Source organism: Acerihabitans sp. (genome assembly GCF_036398755.1).
Classification (GTDB): Bacteria; Pseudomonadota; Gammaproteobacteria; order Enterobacterales; family Enterobacteriaceae; genus Acerihabitans.
Genome location: NZ_DASWOM010000020.1, coordinates 27770 through 49282, shown reverse-complemented (window position 1 = coordinate 49282; position 21513 = coordinate 27770). Strand labels below are relative to the sequence as shown.

Sequence of the window (21513 nt, the reverse complement as noted above, 5' to 3'; positions counted from 1 at the left end):
ACATGGGCGCCTTACAATTACTCAGCGGTTCGCTCGGGCTGTATGTTATCGGCGGCATCCTGTCGCTGCTGCTGGCGCGCCGTGAAGCGCTGGCGATATGGGTCGCCGGCCTGACGGCGATGGCCGGCGGGGTGCTAGGCCTGGCGGCGGCCGCCCCGGTATTGCTTGGCGGCGAAACGCTGACCTGGGCCGCGGCCGGCCCCTTTCCTTTTGCCGCCCTCAGCGTGCGCCTGGACGGCCTGGCGGCGTTTATGCTGCTGGTGATTTCGCTGCTGGTGACCGTCTGCGCCCTGTATTCCATCGCCTATGTACGCGAATATATCGGCCGCGGCGCGGCGGCGATGGGTTTCTTTATGAACCTGTTTATCGCCTCGATGGTCGCGCTGGTGGTGATGGACAACGCCTTCTGGTTTATCGTTTTCTTCGAAATGATGTCGCTGGCGTCCTGGTTCCTGGTGATTGCCGATCAGGACGAGGAGTCGGTTAACGCCGGGCTGCTGTACTTTTTTATCGCCCATGCCGGTTCGGTGCTAATCATGGTGTCGTTCTTCCTGATGTGGCGCCAGAGCGGCAGCCTGGAGTTTGCGTCGTTCCGCGGCCTGTCGCTCTCGCCCGCCGGCGCCTCGGCGGTGTTCCTGCTGGCGTTTTTCGGCTTCGGCGCCAAGGCCGGCATGCTGCCGCTGCACAGCTGGCTGCCGCGCGCGCATCCCGCCGCGCCGTCGCACGCCTCGGCGCTGATGTCCGGCGTGATGGTGAAAATCGGTATTTTCGGCATCATCAAGGTCGGCATCGACCTGCTGGGCGCCAGCCAGCTGTGGTGGGGCATCCTGGTGCTGGCCTTCGGCGCGGTGTCCTCGGTGCTCGGGGTGCTGTACGCGTTGGCGGAGCATGATATCAAACGACTGTTGGCGTGGCACACGGTGGAAAACATCGGCATCATCCTGATGGGGGTGGGCGTCGGCATGGTGGGCATCGCCGCCCATCATCCGGTGCTGGCCGCCCTCGGGCTGCTCGGCGCGCTCTATCATTTGCTTAACCACGCGGTGTTCAAAGGACTGCTGTTTCTCGGCGCCGGCGCCATTATCTGGCGGGTGCACAGCCGGGATATGGAAAAAATGGGCGGTCTCGGCCGCCTGATGCCGCTGACCGCGCTGGCGTTTCTTATCGGCTGTATGGCCATCTCGGCGCTGCCGCCGCTCAACGGCTTCGTCAGCGAGTGGTACACCTATCAATCCCTGTTCACCATGAGTCACGACGGCGGTTTTATCATGCGCCTGACCGGTCCGGTGGCGATGGTGATGCTGGCCCTCACCGGCGCGCTGGCGGCCATGTGTTTCGTCAAGGTCTACGGCATCAGCTTTTGCGGCGCGGCCAGGAGCGAAAAGGCCGCCCAGGCGCGCGAGGTGCCCTGGCAGATGACGGCGGCCATGCTGCTGCTCGCGCTGTTATGCGTAGCGCTTGGCGCCGGCGCCTCCCTGGTGGCGCCGGTGCTGGCCACCGTCGCCGCCGGGCTGAGCCATAGCCATGATTTCACCGTGGTCCAGGGCACGCTGCTGGTGCCGCAGCAGGCCGGACAGGCCATGCTGTCGCCGCTGATGATGTTTATCCTGCTGTTGGCCCTGCCGCTGGTCCCGCTGGTGATTTACCTGCTGCGCAAAGGCGCCCAGCCCGGCTTTCGCCGCGGCGGCGACCCCTGGGCCTGCGGTTACGCCTGGGAGCCGATGATGGCCATGTCCGCCGGCGGTTTTACCCAACCGCTGCGCGTGATGTTCGCCACCCTTTACGGGCTGCGGCGCCGGCTTGATCCGACGCCCCGGCTTAAGCAGGCGCTTGAGCGCGCCACGCTTGGCGCGGGCCGCGTCGAGCCGTTCTGGGATGAGGACATCATCAATCCATTGGTGCGTATCACCCAGCGTCTGGGAGTGCAGGTCCAGGTATTGCAGGGAGGGGACTTTCGCATCTACTGCCTGTACGTGGTCGCCGCGCTGGTCATCCTGCTGCTTGTCACCGCCCTCTGAGGAGAGAGACCATGTTGATACAACCATTGCCGTCGCTGACCATGGGGCTGTTCGCCCTGGTCCAGGCGCTGCTGCTGCTGGCGATGACGCCGCTGCTGACCGGCCTGTCGCGGCAAATCCGCGCCCGCATGCATTCCCGGCGCGGACCGGGCCTGTGGCAGGATTACCGCGATATCGCCAAGCTGCTCAAACGCCAGGACGTGGCGCCGGAACAGGCGGGGCCGGTATTTCGCGTGATGCCCTATGTGCTGCTGGGCAGTATGCTGCTGGTCGCCATGACGCTGCCGGTATTCACCCGATTCTCGCCGTTCGGCGCGGCGGGGGATCTGATCGCCCTGCTGTATCTGTTCGCGCTGTTCCGGTTCTTCTTTTCGCTGTCGGGGCTGGATACCGGCAGCACCTTCGCCGGCATCGGCGCCAGCCGCGAGCTGACGCTGGGCGTACTGGTGGAGCCGACCCTGATCCTGGCGCTGCTGGTGGTGGCGCTGATTACCGGGTCCACCAATATCGGCGCCATCAGCGCCGCATTGTCCGACGGCTGGATCTCCCCCACCGCCACCTTCCTGGCGCTGCTGGCCTGCGGCTTCGCCACCTTTATCGAAATGGGCAAGATTCCGTTCGACGTGGCGGAAGCGGAGCAGGAACTGCAGGAAGGTCCGCTGACCGAGTACGGCGGTTCCGGCCTGGCGCTGGTGAAATGGGGCATCGGGCTTAAGCAGGTGGTGATGGCCGAACTGTTTCTGGCGGTATTTATTCCTTTCGGCAAAGTCACGGAACTGACCGCGCCGTCGCTTCTCTGGGCGCTGGTGGCCGCGGTTATCAAGCTGGTCGTGGTGTTTATCCTCGCATCCCTATTGGAAAACAGCCTGGCGCGCGGGCGCTTTTTATTGATTCCGCGCGTGACCTGGCTGGGGTTCGGCGTCGCCGCGCTGTCCTTTGTTTTTTACCTCACCGGACTTTAAGGAGCCAGGAAATTCATTATGGAGAATATAGCCCTTGCGACTGTTCTGGTCCCGTTTGTCGGCGCGCTGCTGACCGCCTGCCTGCCCCAACGCATGGCGAAATGGCTTTGCACCCTGTTTGCGCTGCTGACAACGCTCGGCACGCTATGGCTGGCGCAGGCGTTTTTCAGCGGCGGCAAGACTGACGCCACCTATACCCTGTTGTCCTACGGCGACGCGGCGCTGATAGGCATAACCGTCGACCGCATCAGCACTCTTATCCTGTTCGCGGTGGTGTTCCTCGGCCTGCTGGTGAGCCTGTATTCGACCGGCTACCTCACCAACGGCAACCGGGAGCATCCGCACGAAGGCACCAATCGTTATTACGCCTTCCTGCTGGTGTTTATCGGCGCCATGGCGGGACTGGTGCTGTCGTCCACCCTGCTCGGCCAACTGCTGTTTTTTGAAATCACCGGCGGCTGCTCCTGGGCGCTTATCGGTTATTACAATACGCCGAAGGCCCAACGCTCGGCCATGAAGGCATTGCTGATTACCCACTTCGCCTCCATCGGCCTGTACCTGGCGGCGGCGACGCTGTTTATCACCACCGGCACTTTCGCCCTCAGCGCCCTGGGCCAACTGCACGGCGCCCCGGCGCTGGTGGTGTTCGGCGGCATCCTGGTGGCCGCCTGGGGCAAGTCCGCCCAATTGCCGCTTCAAGCCTGGCTGCCGGACGCGATGGAAGCGCCGACCCCGGTCAGCGCCTATCTGCACGCCGCGTCCATGGTCAAGGTCGGGGTGTATATTTTCGCCCGCGCCATCTTATCCGGCGGCGACGTGCCGCATATTATCGGCTGGATAGGCATGGTGATGGCGGTGGTCACCATGATCTACGGTTTTATGATGTACCTGCCGCAAAAGGATATGAAGCGGCTACTGGCCTGGTCCACCATTACCCAACTGGCGTATATTTTTTTCGCCCTGTCGCTGGCGATATTCGGCTCGAAGGAGGCCTTTTACGGCGGCATCGCCTACATCTTCAACCACGCCTTCGCCAAGAGCCTGTTTTTCCTGGTGGCCGGCGCCTTCAGCTACAGCTGCGGCACCCGCATGCTGCCCAGACTTAAGGGCGTCATCGGCAAGATGCCGCTGCTGGGCATCGGTTTTTGCGTGGCGGCATTGGCCATTACCGGCGTCCCGCCGTTCAACGGTTTTTTCAGCAAGTTCCCGATTTTCGCCGCCGGCTTCGCCCTGTCAAGCCAGTATTGGGTGCTGACGCCGCTGATGATCCTGGTGTTGATTGAGTCCGTCGCCAGCTTCGCCTGGCTGCTTTTTTGGTTCGGACGGGTGGTTCCGGGCAAACCCAGCGAAGCGGTGGCGCAGGCCGCGCCGCTGCCGCTGGCCATGCGCGCGGTGCTGGTGGTTCTGATCGTGATGTCGCTGTGCTCCAGCTTTATTGCCGTCGCCTGGCTTGGATAAGGAACAAATTTATGACCGGATCGTTGATTGTCAATAATCTCGCGGGGCTGATGATTGTCACCTCGCTGCTGGTGATCGCCGCCAAACGGCCCACCGCCTCGGCCTGGCTGTACGCCCTGCAATCGTTGGTGCTGGTGCTGATTTTCATCACCCTCGCCCGTACCCTGCAGGCGCAGCAGCTCTATCTGTGGGCGATAAGCGCCTTCGTCACCAAAGTGGTGCTGGTGCCGTTTATCATGTACCGGGCTTTTCGCAAGCTCGACGATCCGCGCGCCGATGGCGGCATTATCAGCCCGTCGCTGCTGATACTGGCGGCGGCGGCCATTATCGTGTTGTGTTATTTCATCGTGGCGCCGGTGCGCCTGCCGATGGTGGCGGAGCTGAAACCGGCGCTGGCGGTTTCCCTCGGCCATTTTCTGATCGGGCTGTTGTGCATCGTCACCCAGCGCAACATCCTTAAGCAGGCCTTCGGTTACTGCCTGATGGAAAACGGCGCCCACCTGACGCTGGCGCTGCTGGCCAACCGCGCGCCGGAGCTGGTGGAGGTGGGCATCGCCACCGACGCCATCTTTGCGGTCATCGTCATGGCGGTGCTGGCGCGCAGGATTTTTTACACGCTCAACACGCTGGATGTTAAACAACTGACGGCGCTGAAGGGATGAATGACATGACTAACTCGCAACTGCTGTTCGCCCTGCTGGCAACACCGCTTGCCACCTCCCTGCTGGCGTTCGCCTGCCTGATGCTGGGAAAACAGGCCAGGCGGGCGACCACGCTTATCCATACCCTGGGCATTACGGTGATGTGCGTGCTGTCCCTGCTGATGGTGTACCGCGCCATGGGCGCCGGCACGCTGACCGTAGCGCACCGCTGGCTGTACATCGACGGGCTGACGGTGCCGTTCCTGCTGGTGATCGGCGTGCTGGGATTTATTACCGGCCTTTACTCGCTGGGCTATATGCGCAACGAAGTCGATCACGGCGAGATCACGGTGCCGACGCTGTGCGTTTATTACGGTTTCTTTCATCTGTTCGTGTTTACCATGCTGCTGGCGGTCACCAGCAACAACCTGATCATGATGTGGGTCTCGATCGAGGCCACCACCCTCAGTTCCACGTTCCTGGTCGGCCTGTACGGCCAGCGCTCGTCGCTGGAGGCCGCCTGGAAATACATGATTATCTGCACCGTGGGCGTGGCGTTCGGCCTCTTCGGTACGGTACTGGTGTACGCCAATGCCGCAAGCGTCATGGCCGACCCCGGCAACGCCATTTTCTGGACCTCGGTCATGGAGCGTGCCGACCTGCTGGACCCGACCCTGATGCATCTGGCGTTTATTTTTGTGCTGATTGGCTTTGGCACCAAAAGCGGCCTGTTCCCGATGCACGCCTGGCTGCCGGATGCGCACAGCGAGGCGCCCAGCCCCACCAGCGCCCTGCTGTCGGCGGTATTGCTGAAATGCGCGCTGCTGGTGATCCTGCGCTATTACATCCTGATCAACCGCACCATCGGCAATCAGTTTACCCAGCCGCTGTTCCTGTTGTTTGGTTTTCTTTCCGTGGCGGTGGCGGCGTTTTTCATTATTTCCCAACATGACATCAAACGGAAACTGGCCTACCACAGCGTGCAGAATATGGGGCTGATTGCCGTGGGCATCGGTTTCGGCGGGCCCATCGGCGTGCTGGCCGCGCTGCTGCACGTGATCAACCATAGCCTGGCCAAGGGCCTGCTGTTCTGCGTGTCGGGCAATATCCTGCTGAAATACGGCACCCGCGATATGAACGCGGTGAAAGGCATGATCAAGGTCATGCCGGTAAGCGCCATGCTGTTGGCCGGCGGCGCGCTCGGTCTCGGCGGCATCCCGCCGTTCAACGTGTTCATCAGCGAATTCCTGGTGGTGACCGCCGGCATCCAGGCGCAGCACATCGTCCTGGCGGTGCTGCTGCTGCTGATCCTGACCGTGGTGCTCAGCGGCCTGGTCCGGCTGGTGGCCGCCACGGTGTTCGGCGACGCGCCCAAGGAAATCGCCCGCGGCGAACTGGGGCTGATGACCGTGCTGCCGACCTCGGCGCTGCTGGTGATGATGCTTATCATGGGCATCTATATCCCCCGGCCGGTGGTGACCATGCTGGAATCGGCGACGCGCATCGTGCTGGATTTACCCGCCGGTTCAACCCAACCCATTTTGCATTTACCGTGGTTATCCCCGGCTGCCGTCGCCGACGGCCAGCCTGCGGTGACGGCATCTGCGATCCTATCGACACCGTCAGGAGTAAAAAAGTGACTCACGAATCCTCTGCAGCCGACACGCAATACAGCGGTGAGAAGCTGGGCGCGACCTATGTTGCCAATCTGCGGCAAAAATTCCCCGCCGCTATCCTTGACGATGCCTGGCAAACGCGCGATCAGATAACCGTCACGGTAAAAGTCAACGCCTTGCCCGATGTGGTTGAGTACCTCTACTACAACCAGGGCGGCTGGCTGTCGGTGCTGTTCGGCAATGACGAGCGCACCCTGTGCGGCGATTACGCCGTCTATTACGTGCTGTCGATGGAACAGGGCGAGAAGTGTTGGGTGATAGTCAAGGCGCTGGTGAGCGCCACCACCCTGGAATTCCCGTCGGTGACGCCGCGCGTGCCGGCGGCGGTATGGGGCGAGCGCGAAATCCGCGATATGTACGGCCTGATCCCGGTGGGCCTGCCGGACGAGCGCCGCCTGGTGCTGCCCGACGATTGGCCGGAAGATCTCTATCCGCTGCGCAAGGACAGCATGGACTACCGCCAGCGCCCGACGCCGACCACCGAAACCGAAACCTACCCCTTCGAGAACGACGCCGCCGGCGAGACCCGGGTGGTGCCCATCGGCCCGCTGCATATCACCTCCGACGAACCGGGCCATTTCCGGCTATTCGTCGACGGCGAGCAGATTGTCGACGCCGACTATCGGCTGTTCTACGTTCACCGCGGCATGGAAAAGCTGGCGGAAACCCGTATGGGGTATAACGAGGTGACCTTCCTGTCGGACCGGGTGTGCGGCATCTGCGGCTTTACCCACAGCGTGGCCTATACCAACTCGGTGGAAAACGCGCTGGGCATCGTGGTGCCGCCGCGCGCCCACGCCATCCGCAGCATCCTGCTGGAGGTGGAGCGGCTGCACAGCCATCTGCTGAACATCGGCCTGTCCAGCCACTTCGTCGGCTTTGACACCGGTTTTATGCAGTTCTTCCGCGTGCGCGAGAAAGCCATGACCATGGCGGAACTGCTGACCGGCGCCCGCAAAACCTACGGCATGAACCTGATAGGCGGCATCCGGCGCGATATCCTCAAGGAACAGCGGCAGAAAACGCTGCTGCTGGTGGCCGAAATGCGCGCCGACTTCGTCCAGTTGGTGGATATGCTGCTCAGCACGCCGAACATGGCGCAGCGCACCCAAGGCATCGGCCGGCTTGACCCGAAAATCGCCCGCGACTTCAGCCCGGTGGGACCGATGATCCGCGCCAGCGGCTTTAAGCGCGACCTGCGTTTCGACCATCCCTACGCCAACTACGCCAACCTGCCGAAAACGCTGTTTACCCTGGACGGATGCGACGTCTATTCCCGGGTGATGGTGCGGGTAAAAGAGGTGCTGGACTCGCTGGCGATGATCGAGTACGGGCTGGACAACCTGCCCGGCGGCCCGCTGCTTACCGAGGGTTTTACCTATCAGCCGCATAAGTTCGCGCTCGGATTTTCCGAGGCGCCGCGCGGCGAGGATGTGCACTGGAGCATGCTGGGCGATAACCAGAAGCTGTTCCGCTGGCGCTGCCGGGCCGCCACCTACGCCAATTGGCCGGTGCTGCGCTATATGCTGCGCGGCAACAACATCTCCGACGCGCCGCTTATCATCGGCAGCCTTGATCCCTGCTACTCCTGCACCGATCGCGTGACGCTGGTGGATATCAACAAGCGGCGGGCGAAAACCGTGCCTTACCAAGAGCTGGAGCGCTATGGCATTGAACGCACCCATTCGCCGCTTAAGTAGAGGGTTGAACGATGTTCAAACTGTTTAAAACCATCCTGAAAGCCGGCGAGCCGACGGTTAAATACCCGTTCAAGCCGCTTGAGGTGATGCCGGGATTTCGCGGCAAGCCGCAGTACGACCCCACGCAGTGTATTGCCTGCGCCGCCTGCACCAGCGTTTGCCCGGCCAATGCCCTGACCATGGAAACCGACCTGGCGTCCGGCGAGCGGCGCTGGCAGCTGTTCCTCGGCCGCTGTATTTTCTGCGGCCGCTGCGAGGAGGTCTGCCCGACCCGCGCCATCGTGCTATCGGAAGAGTTTGAAATGGCGGTGGCGCAAAAAGCGGATTTGTATGTCAACGCCACCTTTACCCTGCAGGAATGCCGGGTATGCCATCAACCCTTTACCGCCAGAAAATCCATCGATTACACCCTGGCGCTGCTGGCGCATTCCGGTCTCGACGCCGGGGCGCTGGACGCGCTGCGCCCGCAGTTTGAAACCTGCCCGGACTGTAAGCGCCACCAGAACCTGCAAAGCAACCGCGACCTGCGCCTATCGCGCGACTCGGGGAGGGAAAGCCAATGAGCCAGCAAGACGTCCCGCTGCAACACCATGTCAGCATCCCCGTGACGCCGGACCCGCATACCCTGGCGTTGAAAAAGACGCTGCTCAAGAACATCAAGCGCTCGGCCTACGTCTACCGGGTGGACTGCGGCGGCTGCAACGGCTGTGAAATCGAGATTTTCGCCGCCATTACCCCGCTGTTCGACGCCGAACGTTTCGGCATCAAGGTGGTGGCCTCGCCGCGCCACGCGGATATCCTGCTGTTTACCGGCGCGGTCACCCGGGCGATGCGGGTGCCGGCGCTGCGCGCCTATGCCGCGGCGCCGGATCCGAAAATCTGCATTTCCTACGGCGCCTGCGGCTGCGGCGGCGGCATTTTCCACGATCTTTACTGCGTGTGGAGCGGCAGCGAAAGCATCGTGCCCATCGATGTGTGGATCCCCGGCTGCCCGCCCACGCCCGCCGCCACCATCTATGGTTTTGCCGTGGCGCTCGGCCTGCTGGAACAAAAGCTGAAAGGCGAATCGCACCTGGAGCAGCCGGACGAAAAAGCGGCGCTGCTGCTGCCGGACGTGCCGCTGCATACCCGGGTGCTTATCGAGCGCGACGCGCGGCGCATGGCGGGCTATCGCGCGGGCCGGGAAATCAGCGACACCCTGCTGTCGCTGCTGCCCGGCGCCACGCCCGCGGTATTGGCGCAGCGGGTGGACGATTGGCTGCGGCGCGCCGACGACCCGCGTTTGCGGGATATCGTCGCGCAACTGATGCTGACCCTGAACAGCGAGGCCCATCATGGCTGACGTTTATATGACACCGGACAGCGAGGCCCATCATGGCTGAGGTCTATTTCTGGTCGCTGCGCCAGAAGTTCCTCGACAGCGACGACGATATGCCCCCCCAGGCCAAACAGGTGATGTATTACTCCCTGGCCATCGGCCACCATGTGGGGGTCATTGACTGCCTGAACAAGGAATTTATCTGCCCGCTGGAACAATACGAGCAGTGGATCGCCCTGCTGCCGGAAGGCGAGGCGCGGCGCAAAATGCACGGCCTGCTGACCTTTGGCGAAATCGTTATCGACAGCACCCATACCGACCTGCTGGCCAACGCCTTTGCGCCGCTGCGCGCAAACCAGCCGGCTCCGTTCGGGACATGGAGCGCCCGGTTGATCGGCCTGCTGGCTGAAATAGCGGCCGAGCCGGCCATTTACCTGATTGTGCGGAGAGTGTTATGACCGTTGACGACCACGCCGGCGACAGAAACGGCAAGGCTGTGCCGGCCGGTCGCGGCCACGCCGATGACGTCTGCGACAGCGTAGTGCTGACCGTCGGCAACAGCCTGATGGGCGACGACGGCGCTGGGCCGCTGCTTGCGGACCTGATGACCCGCGCGCCCGTGGCCGGCTGGACGGTGGTCAACGGCGGATCCGCGCCGGAAAACGTGGTCCACCGGGTACGCGCCCTGCGCCCCAAACGGGTATTGGTGGTGGACGCCGCCGACATGTCGCTCAAACCCGGCGAGCTGCGGCTGGTGGATCCCGCCATCATCGCCGATATGTTTATCATGAGCACCCATAATCTTCCGCTGAGCTTTGTGATCGATCAATTAAAGGAAGACGTGGAAGAGGTATTGTTTATCGGTATCCAACCCGATGTGGTGGCGTTTTATTTTCCCATGACCGCGCCGGTGAAAGCGGCGGTCGATCACCTGTACGCACAATTGACGCACTGGCGGGGCGACGGCGGTTTTAGCTGGCTGGCATCCGCGGAAGAAGATGCCTGAGGACCGCGTCCCTTATGGCAGGTTTCCGGGGGCCGATCTGATCCGTTTATCCACCCCGGCTTTTAGCCGCGTCGACGCGGCGGGTTTTGCGCCGCGGCGCGCCTGGGCGCCGGCACGCATTGCCTTCGGGCGAGGATATCGACACCACTCCCGGTCGACACTTTTGTCGAACAGTTCGCCAGCGGATCTGACGATAGCGGCGCCGGCGGACATATCATATTGCCCCTGACGAAATCAGGCCTATTTAATTCGTTATTTTTCAATATCTTAAAAAATAAGCCCGGCCTATGCAAACTGGCATAAACCATGCTTTATATAGGGATATAATCTCGCCCATTCCACCGGGCCGAGAACCATGACCGATGGAACCGCGAGGAGAAATGAATGAACCGGTTCGTAATTGCCGATCCACAAAAATGCATTGGCTGCTTCACATGTGAAGTCGCCTGCGTTATGGCGCACAACGGCGATCGCCCAGGCGCGCTGAATCACGACAACTTTTTGCCGCGCCTTAAGGTGATGAAAGAGTGGAATATCAGCACGCCGGTGCTGTGCCGCCAGTGCGAGGACGCCCCGTGCGCCAATGCCTGTCCCAACGGCGCCATTATCCACGCGGAGGATTCCATCCAGGTACTGCAGGAAAAATGCATCGGCTGCAAGACCTGCGCCGTCGCCTGTCCGTATGGCGCCATGGACATCGTCACGCGGCACGTTTATGACGAGCGTTATCCGCTGTCCGGGCAAAGCGTCAAGGCGGAAGCGCAGAAATGCGATCTGTGCGCGGGCCGCGCCGAGGGCCAGGCCTGCGTTAACGTGTGTCCCACCGACGCGCTGGTGTTGATGACCCATGAAACCGTCGAAATGATGAAACTGAAAAAACGGCAGCGGGCCGCGTTGGAAGGCTTTGGCGCCGTCCTGTCATGACCGCTTATTTTATTAATCCTTGGATGATAGATAAAAATCCTCCACAAGGGGTATGGCATAATGCATAAAGCACTCACCGTATGTCCGTACTGTGGCTCCGGCTGCAAGATCAACCTGTTGGTTGAAAACGGTAATGTTGTCGGCGCGGAAGCGGCGGACGGCGTGACCAATCAGGGTCAGCTCTGCCTTAAGGGGTATTACGGCTGGGATTTCCTCAATGACACCCGTCTGCTGACCCCCCGGCTGCGCAGCCCGATGATCCGCCGCGAAAAAGGCGGCAAACTGGAAGAAGTATCCTGGGACGAGGCGATCGAATACACCAGTTCCCGCCTGCGCGATATCAAGCAGAAGTATGGCGCCAAGGCCATTATGCAAACCGGTTCGTCGCGCGGCACCGGCAATGAAACCAATTACGTGATGCAAAAATTCGCCCGCGCGGTCATCGGCAATAACAATGTCGACTGTTGCGCCCGCGTCTGCCACGGCCCGTCGGTGTCCGGCCTGCAGGTCACGCTTGGCAACGGCGCCATGAGCAACTCCATTTGCGAGATTGAAGATACCAAGTGCCTGCTGGTGTTCGGCTACAACGCGGCCGATTCCCACCCTATCGTGGCGCGGCGCATCCTGAAGGCCAAGCAGAAAGGCGCCAAGGTGATCGTCTGCGATCCCAGGCGCATCGAAACCGCCCGCCTGGCCGACCTGTGGCTGCCGCTGAAAAACGGCTCCAATATGGCGCTGGTGAACGCCTTCGCCCACGTGCTGATTAACGAAGGTCTGTATGACGCCGACTATGTGGCGCGCCATACCGAAGGTTTTGACGAATACCGCGCCATCGTCGCCAAATATACGCCGGAATACGCCGAGGAGATAACCGGCCTGCCGGCGCAGCAGATCCGTGAAGCCATGCGCATGTACGCCGCCGCGCCCACCGCCACCATTTTATGGGGCATGGGCGTGACCCAATGGGGCCAGGCGGTGGATGTGGTGAAAGGGCTTTCCGGTCTGGCGCTGCTGACCGGCAACCTGGGCAAACCCAATGTCGGGGTCGGGCCGGTGCGCGGGCAGAACAATGTACAGGGCGCCTGCGATATGGGCGCGCTGCCGAATATGTTCCCCGGCTACCAGCCGGTTACCGATCCGGCGGCACGGGAAAAATTCGCCCGCGCCTGGGGTGTGGAAACGCTTGATCCGCAACCCGGTTTTACCCTGACCGACGTGCCGCACAAGATCCTCAACGGCGAAATCCACGCCAACTATGTCATGGGCGAGGATCCGTTGCAGACCGAACCGGATCTGTCGGTCATGCGTCAGGCGTTTAAGCAGCTGGACCTGCTGATCGTGCAGGATATCTTTATGACCAAGACGGCGTCGGAAGCCGACGTTATCCTGCCCGCCACGTCCTGGGGCGAGCATGAGGGGGTATACACCGCGGCGGACCGGGGTTTCCAGTATTTTGAGAAAGCCGTCGAACCCAAGTATAACGTTAAGACGGACTGGCAAATCATCAGCCTGCTGGCCACCGCGTTGGGTTATCCGATGCATTACAACAATACCCGGGAAATCTGGGACGAACTGCGCGGCCTGTGCCCGCTGTATGCCGGCGCCACCTACGAAAAGCTGGCCGGATTCGGCTATATTCCCTGGCCGTGCACCGAGGAAAGCAGTCCGGGCACGCCGTGGCTTTACGCGGGCAATAAGTTTGACCGTCCGGGCGGTAAGGGCCTGCTGTTCGCCGCCGAGTGGCGCGCGCCTATGGATCTGGTGGACGGCGATTTCCCGCTGGTGCTCTGTACCGTGCGCGAGGTGGGTCATTATTCCTGCCGCTCGATGACCGGCAACTGTACCGCACTGGCCACCCTGGCCGACGAACCGGGCTATGTGCAGATCAACCCGAAGGATGCCGAGCTGCTGGGCATCCGCGATCAGCAACTGGTATGGGTAACGTCGCGCCGCGGCAAGGTGATTACCCGGGCGTCGGTAAGCGAGCGCATTAACCTGGGCGCGGTGTATATGACTTACCAGTGGTGGATTGGCGCTTGTAATGAGCTGACCATTGATCATCTCGATCCTATCTCTAAAACGCCGGAATATAAGTATTGCGCGGTGAAACTGGAGGCGATTGCCGATCAGCGCTGGGCGGAAAGCTATGTGCAGACGGAATACAGCCAGCTGAAGGCGCGGCTGCGCAATGCGGTGGATGACGCTATCGTTCCCGCCTGATAGCTGGGGGAGGTTGGTGGCGGTGCCGGGTCTGCGTTTAGGATAGGCCGGTGCCGGTGCCGGGTCTGCGTTTGGGGTAGGCCGGTGCCGGGTTTCGCTTGCCATGCGTTGGGGGGGTATAGGTATTGCCGGGTGCCGGCAAGCGACCAGAAGGGGCGCCCGCGCGCCCCTTCTGGACTTCCCCGCGCCCGGCAGGTCGCGCGTCGCTGCGCGATGCCTTCCGCCGCCTATGCCCCCGTTATGCACCGGCCCGGTTAGCGCTCCCTGCGCTACCGGGCCTTTCGCCGCTCCCGGCGGCTCATGCCGGGGTCAGAGGCGACGTCAGCGCGCTTTATGCCGGGACCTATGTCGCTGTTAAAAATGTATTTTATGCGGTAATTGCGACGCTGTTGCTTGAGATAAGGCCTGGCTTGAAAATCCGGTTATTTGTTTTATATACAGTTGGTATAGTGGGAAGCAGATTGCGCCATCACAAAATCATGCAACCCCGTGGTAAGACTGTAAGGCAAAAATAGGCGGTTTCTGGTATCTGGCAACAGACACTGGGTATCAGGCATGTGGGTATCAGGCTTTGGGCTTTGGGCTTTGGGCTTTGGGCTTTGGGCTTTGGGCTTTGGGCTTTGGGTATCAGGCTTTGGGTATCAGGCTTTGGGTATTGGGTATTGGGTATTGGGTATTAGTCATTGAACATTCAGTTTTTTCACTTGGCCCAAAACCAATTCTGCAATTTTTCCCGATTAGCGCATAGCGCGCAGAACCTGAAAAAGTCATTGTGCCAACAGGCGATGGTGTTGACCTTGTGCCGGCATAGAGTGCGCCGGCGGCGCACATCGCGGCTGGATGAGCCGCCGGGAGCGGCGAAAGCCCGGAAGCGCCGGGAGCGCTAACCGGGCGGTCCAACAGCCGGGATGAGGCGCTGCCGGGGACCGCGCAGCGGCGCACGATCTGCCGGACGCACGGGGATCAAAGGGGGCCGGGCGAACGGCTCCCTTTGTCGCTTGCCGGCGCCCGGCGATACATATCACCACCGAACGCATGGCAAGCGAAACCCTCACCGGCGTAACATAAATACCACCGGAACCAACTCCCCCGGCGTAACATAAATACCCCCGGAACTAACCCCCGCCCCGGCGGCGCCAGATCCCGCGCCAGGCCGGCCACCCCTTCGAGCGAGGCCATCTCGCGATGGCCCGTATAAGGTCAGAAATCGTAGCCTAGGGTCACCACCAGCGAACGTTCCGCCCCCCAATAGCAATAGCCGGTGCCGTAACAGGCGGCTACGTATTTCCGGTCGGTGAGGTTATTGGCGTTGAGCTGTACATAGGCCCCCTTCCACCCTGGGTTCCAGGCGGCGAGATCGGCGCGCGCCGAGAGATCCAGCAGGGTTGTCGAGGGTACGCGCAACGTATTTTCATTGTCCGCCCATTGCCTGCCGATATAACGCACCCCGGCCCCCAGGTTAATACCGTAATCGGCCCGATACTGCGCCCACAGCGACGCCATCTGATCCGGCGTGACATAGGGCGTATTACCGTTGTTGCCGTCCACCGCGTCCCTGAACCGCACACGGTTATAGGTATAGCCGGCAATGCCGGCCAGACGCTCGGTAAGCTGCGCGCGCGCCTCCAGTTCAATCCCCTGGGAACGCACCTTGCCCGCCGGCACATAATAGCTGCCCTGCACGATACGATTGGCCACGTCTTTTTGCGTCAGGTCGTAAAACGCCAGAGTATACAGCGAGGACGTCCCCGGCGGCTGGTATTTCACCCCGGCTTCATACTGCTCGCTGGTGGTCGGTTTAAGCAAATTCCCGTCGGCGCCGGACAGCGCCTGGGGAGTAATGGCCTGACTGTAGCTGACATAGGGCGAGACGCCGCTGTCAAAGGCATAGAGCAGCGAACCGCGGCCGCTGACGTGGTCATCCTGGCGCCGGTAGGTGGTATCGGTATTAAGGGTAGTATTTTTCGCCACGATGCGATCGTAGCGTCCCGACAGATCCAGATGCCATTTATCCAGCGTCATTTCATCCTGCAGGTAGACGCCGCTCTGGGAGTAGCGGCGTTTGGCGTCGACGCGCGTGACGCCCGGCACGCTAAGGCCGTAGTCGGTAAACAGGCCCGGCCCGCCGCTGATGCCGGTTAGCGGATTGAGCTGGGTGGCATAGGCGCTGTCGTCCCACAGATCATTGACGTATTCATGGTATTCGGCGCCCAGTACCAGGCTGTGCCGGACCTCGCCGGTGCTGAAGTCGGCCACCAGTTGGTTATCCATGGCGTAGGCGGCAAGCGAAGAGGATTCGCCGGAATAATACCGATTGAGCGCCGAGCGATCGGGGTTCCAGCCAATCTGGTACACCTGCTGCTGGTCGACGTTGGCATGGGTATAGCTGCCGTTGGAACGAAACGACCAAACGTCGTCAAAGCTGTGATCAAATTCATAGCCGTAAATTTGCTGGCGGCGTTTGAATTCATTCAGGCTGCTTTCGCCGTCGAAGAACCCCCGGCTCAGCTTCGAGCCGCTGCTGGCGTACAGGCTGCCGTCCGCCGGCACCGCGCTGTGATAGCCTCCCGAGGGGTCTTTTTGCAGATAGGCTTTCAACAGCAGCGAGGTACTGTCATCCGGCTGCCACAGCAGCGACGGCGCGATGGCATAGCGTTCCTCGCGCTGGCGATCGTACTGGGTGTCGCTATTGCGCGTGATGCCGGTAAGGCGGAAGGCCCACTGATCGCTGAGGGCATCGGTATAGTCGAACGCCGCGCCGGTGGTGGCGTTATTACCGGCCATCAGTTTGACATGCCCTTCGCTGGCGAAGCGGGGCCGTTTGGACGTCATCATCACCAGGCCGCCGGGGATGGTCTGGCCATACAGCGCCGACGATGGACCGCGGATCACATCGATACGTTCCAGGAACCAGGGATCGATTTGCAGATTGTTATAGCTACCGCCGTCGCTCATCAGCCGCAGGCCGTCCAGAAAGGTATTATTGGTATCCCCGCCGTGAAATCCGCGCAGTGACACGGTTTCGTACCGCGTCGCGCCGCCGGCGAAGTTGGTAAACACCCCCGGGGTATAATTCAGGGCGCTGTTTACCGTCAGGGCGCCCTGATCGTCCATTTGCCGACGTGTCACCACCGATACCGACTGCCCGGTGGTGATCAACGGCTTATCGGTCTTGGTGGCGCCGCGGCTGGTTTTGGCGGTGTAGCCGCTGGCCGGCGAATCGGCGGTGTCGGCGGGCTGGGCGGCGGTGACCACCAAGGTCTCGCCGGCATAGGAGAACATCGGTGCCGTAAACGCCAGCGAACACATCAGCGTGGAACGCTTTAAGCTGAATACCCTTCTCATTTTATCTTTCCATTGACAGGTGAATAATGCTGAAACGCAATGAGAATTATTATCTTTATTAATTAGTGATTCAAGAAATAATTTCACACATTTAACTTTTCCAGACTATCGCGCGGCGGGCGGTTTACGGCTCAAGTTTTACGTGGCGGGGGGAACGTATGGGAAACCGGGCGCCATGACGCCCGTCCGAGGTAGTCGGCCGGTAGGCCGAATGACAGGATACCGCTGAGGGATTAACGCCGGTTATGCCGTTCAGAGGCTTTGTTTTTACCTCTTTTCACGGCTTCTTCTCGCAGGTCTTCTTCCAGTTCATCGCGTTTTTCCCGTTCTTCCGCACCTTCATTCGACGCCAGGCGCGTGGTATCCGATGACGAATGGGCGACATAAAGCGCCAGCAGCGCGGCGGCGAACTCATCGTCCAACGTGTAGAAATAGCACTCGGGCACGTTAAGGATGCGGGCGAACGCGCAGCAGGTTTCAAAATTGGGACGATAAATCCCGTTTTCATACTGACTAATCCGGGAACGGGCGGTGGACTCATCGATACCAGCCATGACCGCCAATTTCTCCTGTGTCAGCTTGGCCCTATGCCGGGCTTCTTTCAGGCGTTTTGGAATCATTTCAATACATTAGTAATGTTAACTTGATTATCTGTTTAGCATCACTTAACATCACAGTTGTTTAGAATAACTAAACACTTGCTAAGAACAGAACACACACCAGGGTTAGGGCCGGCAATTGCCGGCTCGTTTTGGTGCGTTTGCTCACACCTCCCGTCCATTGATTAAAAGTTTCACGTGAAGTTAAAAATACTAATTTTCAGTCGCTTATATAAAAAACCTTTTTTCTCTCCCCTTATCCCCGCTGATAGATACATTATTAACTTTAGGCCCGCTGGCGGTTTATGCCAGGCGGCGAAAAATTTTGTCGATCAAATTTTGTGCGCGGGATCAAAAGCCTCAGGGGGCCGGTCGCCCTGGCGCTAATAAGAAGCAGGGCTAAGAGCGCATGCCGACGACTTCCACGATGCCACCCGCCGCCAGCCGCAACGCTTATAATCAAAACAACGTTTTATTTTATTTGATAAAAATATCATTTTTTTAAAATGCATGATGCCGGTCACAACCGGCGACCGGTAAAGTTGGATAGGATTGCCGCTCTTTAAGTCAGTCATCGGTAAGGAATAACCATGAAAAAATTAGCAGGCGCGGCCCTTCTGTCATTATTGTTGAGCGGCAGCTGTTTCGCCCAAAGCGCGGATACCACCGCGGTAGCCAAGGCGGTTGAAACCATGCGCCAGGCCATGGTCAGCGCGAAAAAAGCCGATCTGGAAAAAGTGGGCGCCCCGACGCTGACCTACGGTCACTCCAGCGGTAAAATCCAGAACAATGCCGAGTTTGTCGATGCCATCGTCACCGGCCAATCCAAATTCCTGACGCTGGATCTTAAAGACCAGACCGTGCAGGTCGACGGCGATGTCGCCATCGTCCGGCATATCCTGCAGGCCAAAACCGCGGACGGCGGCAAGCCGGGAGAAGTTAACATCGGCGTGATGCAGGTTTGGCAGAAAAATGCCTCCGGCGCCTGGAAACTCCTGGCGCGCCAGGCTTATACCTTGCCTAAATAATTTTCCTCCTGCGCGGCTCCCAACCATGAGGGCCGCAGCGTGCCTTGTCCCGCGTCACGACTTTTCTCTGTAAAAAAAGTGTAACTTTTTGTCAAAAAAAGGCTACCCATGCCCTTGGCGCAAGGCGGCGGCTAAATTTATTTATTCAATTAAATCAAATTATTATAAATTCCTCTGTATTTTAACGCCCTGCCATTCCGCTTTCCAGCCGGCCCCCGGCGGACCGGACGATCGCGTGTGGTCACAAAATTGTAATGATCCCTCGCGCCGGCGCGGATAAATTGCTATAAAAATACCTATCGAGCACCGCTTACCGGAAGACCGCCTTGAGACGCTGCTGCTTAACCCGGGGGTTTTTCCCTTGTTGCCGGAAGGAGGGAGAACAATGCCTGCGGAAACTTTGTCGATAGCATTATTTTTGGCGTCGGTTATTATTTATTCAGCCAAGGGCAAAAAAAATAAATATTTATTTTCTCTGGTGCTGTTTTTTTTAGGCATTTATATTCTGCTCAATTTAATCCGGGTAGCCAGTAATTATTTTACCGGCGCCGGCATTAATGACTCGGTGTTATATACCCTGACCAGCAGTTTGACCGGCGCCGGGTTGGGCAAATATATTTTGCCTTTTGCCGGCTTCCTGCTGGCGTCCGTGCTGGTGTTCGCCCTCATGTCCTGGCTGCTGCTATTGAGAAAGGCGGGCGGCGGGCGGGCGGCCTACAGCCTGCTGGCCCTGTTGTTGTCCATCGTCGCGGTGATTGCCACGCCGGCCAGCGGAGAAATCGCCGGACTGGTCAAATCCCAGCTGGCAAGCGGCGATACGGATTTCAACACCTACTACAGAACCCCCAGTAAACCTCTGCCGGCCAACAGTCCCAACCTGATTTATATTTACGCCGAAAGCCTGGAAAGAACCTATTTTGACGCGGATACTTTTGCCGGTTTAACCACCGCGCTCAGCGGCCAAAAAGATAACTCCATCGATTTCAGCAATACCAGCCAATTGCCCGGCACCGGCTATACCATTGCCGGCATGGTGGCGTCCCAGTGCGGCATTCCTTTATTCGCCCCCTTCGACGGCAACGCCTCGAGTTCATTATCGACCTTTTATCCCCACGACACCTGTCTGGGGGATATCCTGCACGCTTCGGGTTATGATACCTATTTTTACCAGGGGGCCGACCTGGCGTTTGCCGGTAAAGGCCTGTTCCTGAAGTCCCATGGTTTTGAGCATATATATGGCTTCCAGGAATTGAGGGAACTGGTCAAGGATCCTGATTACCGTAACGAATGGGGCTGGTACGACGATACCCTACTGGACCTGGTGTATGATAAGTTCCTGGCGTTATCACAAAAAAATCAGCGGTTTGCCTTATTCGCGCTGACCGTGGACACCCATCATCCCGACGGATATCTTTCTCAATCCTGCACCAACCGTTCCTATGAATATGATAATACGGAAAACAGCTCGCTAAGCGCGGTGGCCTGTAGTCAGGAGCATATTGCCCGGCTTATCCAACGCATCCGCGAGTCCGGCTATTTTAAAAATACGGTGATCGTGGTGTCTTCCGATCATCTGGCCATGAATAATACCGCCTACGATATTCTGAACCAGCACGACAGAAAGGATCTGTTCTTTATCGTGCGCGGCGATACCGAACAGCGCCAGGTCAGCAATGTTAAACGCAGCACGCTGGATAACGGCGCCACCGTGCTGGATGTGCTGGGAGGAGATAACTATATCGGCCTGGGCAGGAGCAGTTTGTCCTCCACGTCGTTGTCGAGCTATTTTCTCAATATCGACGACAAAATAACCGCATGGATACCCGATGTGATCCGGCAATGGGATTTCCCGACCACGATAAAAAAATATAAAATCGATGTTAATGAGAAAACCATTGGCTTCTCCGGCGTCAAATTCAAGATTCCGCTAATTTTAAAAATTGATCAACATAATATCGAGCCTATGTTTGACGTCTATTTATCCGCGCCGTTAAAACAGCAGTTGGCCAAGCTGAATGCCAAGGATAAATTTTTATGGATTGACGACTGCAATAAAATGGCCGATATCTGGGATCCGTCGCTGAGCGAGGTGACCAACTATTGCGTCGCCGTCGGCAACCTGAGCACCCAGCCGAAAATCGTGCAAATCGATTCCGAAGTGTATCGCGGCAAAGTGTCGTTTAAAAAACTGCCGCCGGGCGACGAGGCGCAGTTTGAACAGACCGTCGGCCGGCTGAACCTATCCAATCCGGTAATCAATTAACCTGGTTACCCATTCGGGCTGTCCCGCGATAACGTTTTACTCACACCGGCTTAATGCTTCGGCAATAAGCCGAGCTGATAAGGTCAGAAGGGTGATTTATCAGCCTGGCTTTTTCAGCGGGTTAATAAACCATCAATAACGTGCGCGATAATATTAATATCCCTCGATTTAAGAAATAATTATTATTCTTATTCACGCCGCGCCTCAACCGCCGGGTTTTGCCCTACTGCGAGGAATAAACGCCCTTGACACGCGGGCCTGAAAAGGTCATAAGTTTTTCTTATGCTTAGCGGTGATAAACATATGCTTTTTTATACGTGGTTAATTATCTTTGCCTATGCAATATTCCTCTTCA

Annotated in this window: 15 protein-coding genes and 1 pseudogene; 14 read left to right on the top strand and 2 right to left on the bottom strand. The window is 59.2% G+C overall.

The features are described from left to right. Positions 1-2 precede the first annotated feature (2 nt). From hyfB to fdhF, 12 genes are all read left to right on the top strand, one after another. Positions 3-2018, top strand: coding sequence for a hydrogenase 4 subunit B (gene hyfB / locus VGC33_RS04175; protein ID WP_331119360.1), 2016 nt, complete (start codon positions 3-5; stop codon positions 2016-2018). An 11-nt stretch (positions 2019-2029) separates the two neighbouring features. Continuing rightward, entirely contained in the window at positions 2030-2980 is a 951-nt protein-coding gene (locus VGC33_RS04170) for a respiratory chain complex I subunit 1 family protein (RefSeq protein ID WP_331119358.1), read from the top strand. 18 nt (positions 2981-2998) lie between these two features. Beyond that, a complete protein-coding gene (locus VGC33_RS04165) occupies positions 2999-4438 on the top strand; it encodes a hydrogenase 4 subunit D (RefSeq protein ID WP_331119356.1) in 1440 nt (479 codons plus the stop codon). Between the two features lie 11 nt (positions 4439-4449). Beyond that, positions 4450-5100, top strand: a complete 651-nt coding sequence (hyfE, locus tag VGC33_RS04160; protein WP_331119354.1) for a hydrogenase 4 membrane subunit — start codon at positions 4450-4452, stop codon at positions 5098-5100. Between the two features lie 5 nt (positions 5101-5105). Continuing rightward, the gene (locus VGC33_RS04155) at positions 5106-6719 is read left to right on the top strand and encodes a hydrogenase 4 subunit F (RefSeq protein WP_331119352.1); all 1614 of its coding nucleotides are present in this window, start codon (positions 5106-5108) and stop codon (positions 6717-6719) included. Beyond that, on the top strand, positions 6716-8455 hold the full coding sequence (locus VGC33_RS04150) for a hydrogenase large subunit (RefSeq protein WP_331119350.1): 1740 nt from the start codon (positions 6716-6718) through the stop codon (positions 8453-8455). Before VGC33_RS04155 ends, VGC33_RS04150 begins: the two co-directional genes overlap by 4 nt. 11 nt (positions 8456-8466) lie before the next feature. After that, entirely contained in the window at positions 8467-9018 is a 552-nt protein-coding gene (gene hyfH, locus VGC33_RS04145) for a hydrogenase 4 subunit H (RefSeq protein WP_331119348.1), read from the top strand. Continuing rightward, positions 9015-9797, top strand: coding sequence for an NADH-quinone oxidoreductase subunit B family protein (locus tag VGC33_RS04140; protein ID WP_331119346.1), 783 nt, complete (start codon positions 9015-9017; stop codon positions 9795-9797). The genes hyfH and VGC33_RS04140 overlap by 4 nt, the downstream gene beginning before the upstream one ends. A 32-nt stretch (positions 9798-9829) precedes the next feature. Continuing rightward, positions 9830-10231 carry a formate hydrogenlyase maturation HycH family protein gene (locus tag VGC33_RS04135; protein WP_331119344.1) on the top strand — a complete coding sequence of 134 codons (402 nt, stop codon included), beginning with the start codon at positions 9830-9832 and terminating at the stop codon, positions 10229-10231. A 107-nt stretch (positions 10232-10338) separates the two neighbouring features. Next, complete coding sequence (hycI, locus tag VGC33_RS04130; protein WP_331119491.1) at positions 10339-10779, top strand: hydrogenase maturation peptidase HycI; 441 nt, start codon at positions 10339-10341, stop codon at positions 10777-10779. A 384-nt stretch (positions 10780-11163) separates the two neighbouring features. Further along, positions 11164-11703 (top strand): 4Fe-4S dicluster domain-containing protein, encoded by a 540-nt coding sequence (locus VGC33_RS04125; RefSeq protein ID WP_331119342.1) that lies wholly within the window; start codon positions 11164-11166, stop codon positions 11701-11703. A gap of 60 nt (positions 11704-11763) precedes the next feature. Beyond that, positions 11764-13923: a formate dehydrogenase subunit alpha gene (gene fdhF, locus VGC33_RS04120; RefSeq protein ID WP_331119339.1), complete on the top strand. Its 2160-nt coding sequence runs from the start codon at positions 11764-11766 to the stop codon at positions 13921-13923. 1200 nt (positions 13924-15123) lie between these two features. Here fdhF and VGC33_RS04115 read toward each other — a convergent pair. Together VGC33_RS04115 and VGC33_RS04110 are read right to left on the bottom strand one after the other, a co-directional pair. Further along, positions 15124-17268: a TonB-dependent siderophore receptor gene (locus tag VGC33_RS04115; RefSeq protein ID WP_331119337.1), complete on the bottom strand. Its 2145-nt coding sequence runs from the start codon at positions 17266-17268 to the stop codon at positions 15124-15126. Positions 17269-17636: 368 nt separating this feature from the next. Then, positions 17637-17888, bottom strand: a pseudogene (locus VGC33_RS04110) (helix-turn-helix transcriptional regulator); the annotation flags it as partial. A 569-nt stretch (positions 17889-18457) separates the two neighbouring features. Here VGC33_RS04110 and VGC33_RS04105 point away from each other — a divergent pair. Further along, positions 18458-18895, top strand: a complete 438-nt coding sequence (locus VGC33_RS04105) for a nuclear transport factor 2 family protein (RefSeq protein ID WP_331119335.1) — start codon at positions 18458-18460, stop codon at positions 18893-18895. Between the two features lie 385 nt (positions 18896-19280). Next, positions 19281-21158, top strand: a complete 1878-nt coding sequence (opgB, locus tag VGC33_RS04100) for a phosphatidylglycerol--membrane-oligosaccharide glycerophosphotransferase (protein WP_331119333.1) — start codon at positions 19281-19283, stop codon at positions 21156-21158. Positions 21159-21513: the final 355 nt, after the last annotated feature.

Bases quoted from the DNA above. Each gene is read 5' to 3' on its own strand.
- hyfB (WP_331119360.1), top strand. From the start codon at position 3: ATGGGCGCCTTACAATTACTCAGCGGTTCGCTCGGGCTGTATGTTATC.
- VGC33_RS04170 (WP_331119358.1), top strand. From the start codon at position 2,030: ATGTTGATACAACCATTGCCGTCGCTGACCATGGGGCTGTTCGCCCTG.
- VGC33_RS04165 (WP_331119356.1), top strand. From the start codon at position 2,999: ATGGAGAATATAGCCCTTGCGACTGTTCTGGTCCCGTTTGTCGGCGCG.
- hyfE (WP_331119354.1), top strand. From the start codon at position 4,450: ATGACCGGATCGTTGATTGTCAATAATCTCGCGGGGCTGATGATTGTC.
- VGC33_RS04155 (WP_331119352.1), top strand. From the start codon at position 5,106: ATGACTAACTCGCAACTGCTGTTCGCCCTGCTGGCAACACCGCTTGCC.
- hyfH (WP_331119348.1), top strand. From the start codon at position 8,467: ATGTTCAAACTGTTTAAAACCATCCTGAAAGCCGGCGAGCCGACGGTT.
- VGC33_RS04140 (WP_331119346.1), top strand. From the start codon at position 9,015: ATGAGCCAGCAAGACGTCCCGCTGCAACACCATGTCAGCATCCCCGTG.
- VGC33_RS04135 (WP_331119344.1), top strand. From the start codon at position 9,830: ATGGCTGAGGTCTATTTCTGGTCGCTGCGCCAGAAGTTCCTCGACAGC.
- hycI (WP_331119491.1), top strand. From the start codon at position 10,339: ATGGGCGACGACGGCGCTGGGCCGCTGCTTGCGGACCTGATGACCCGC.
- VGC33_RS04125 (WP_331119342.1), top strand. From the start codon at position 11,164: ATGAACCGGTTCGTAATTGCCGATCCACAAAAATGCATTGGCTGCTTC.
- fdhF (WP_331119339.1), top strand. From the start codon at position 11,764: ATGCATAAAGCACTCACCGTATGTCCGTACTGTGGCTCCGGCTGCAAG.
- VGC33_RS04115 (WP_331119337.1), bottom strand. From the start codon at position 17,268: ATGAGAAGGGTATTCAGCTTAAAGCGTTCCACGCTGATGTGTTCGCTG.
- VGC33_RS04105 (WP_331119335.1), top strand. From the start codon at position 18,458: ATGAAAAAATTAGCAGGCGCGGCCCTTCTGTCATTATTGTTGAGCGGC.
- opgB (WP_331119333.1), top strand. From the start codon at position 19,281: ATGCCTGCGGAAACTTTGTCGATAGCATTATTTTTGGCGTCGGTTATT.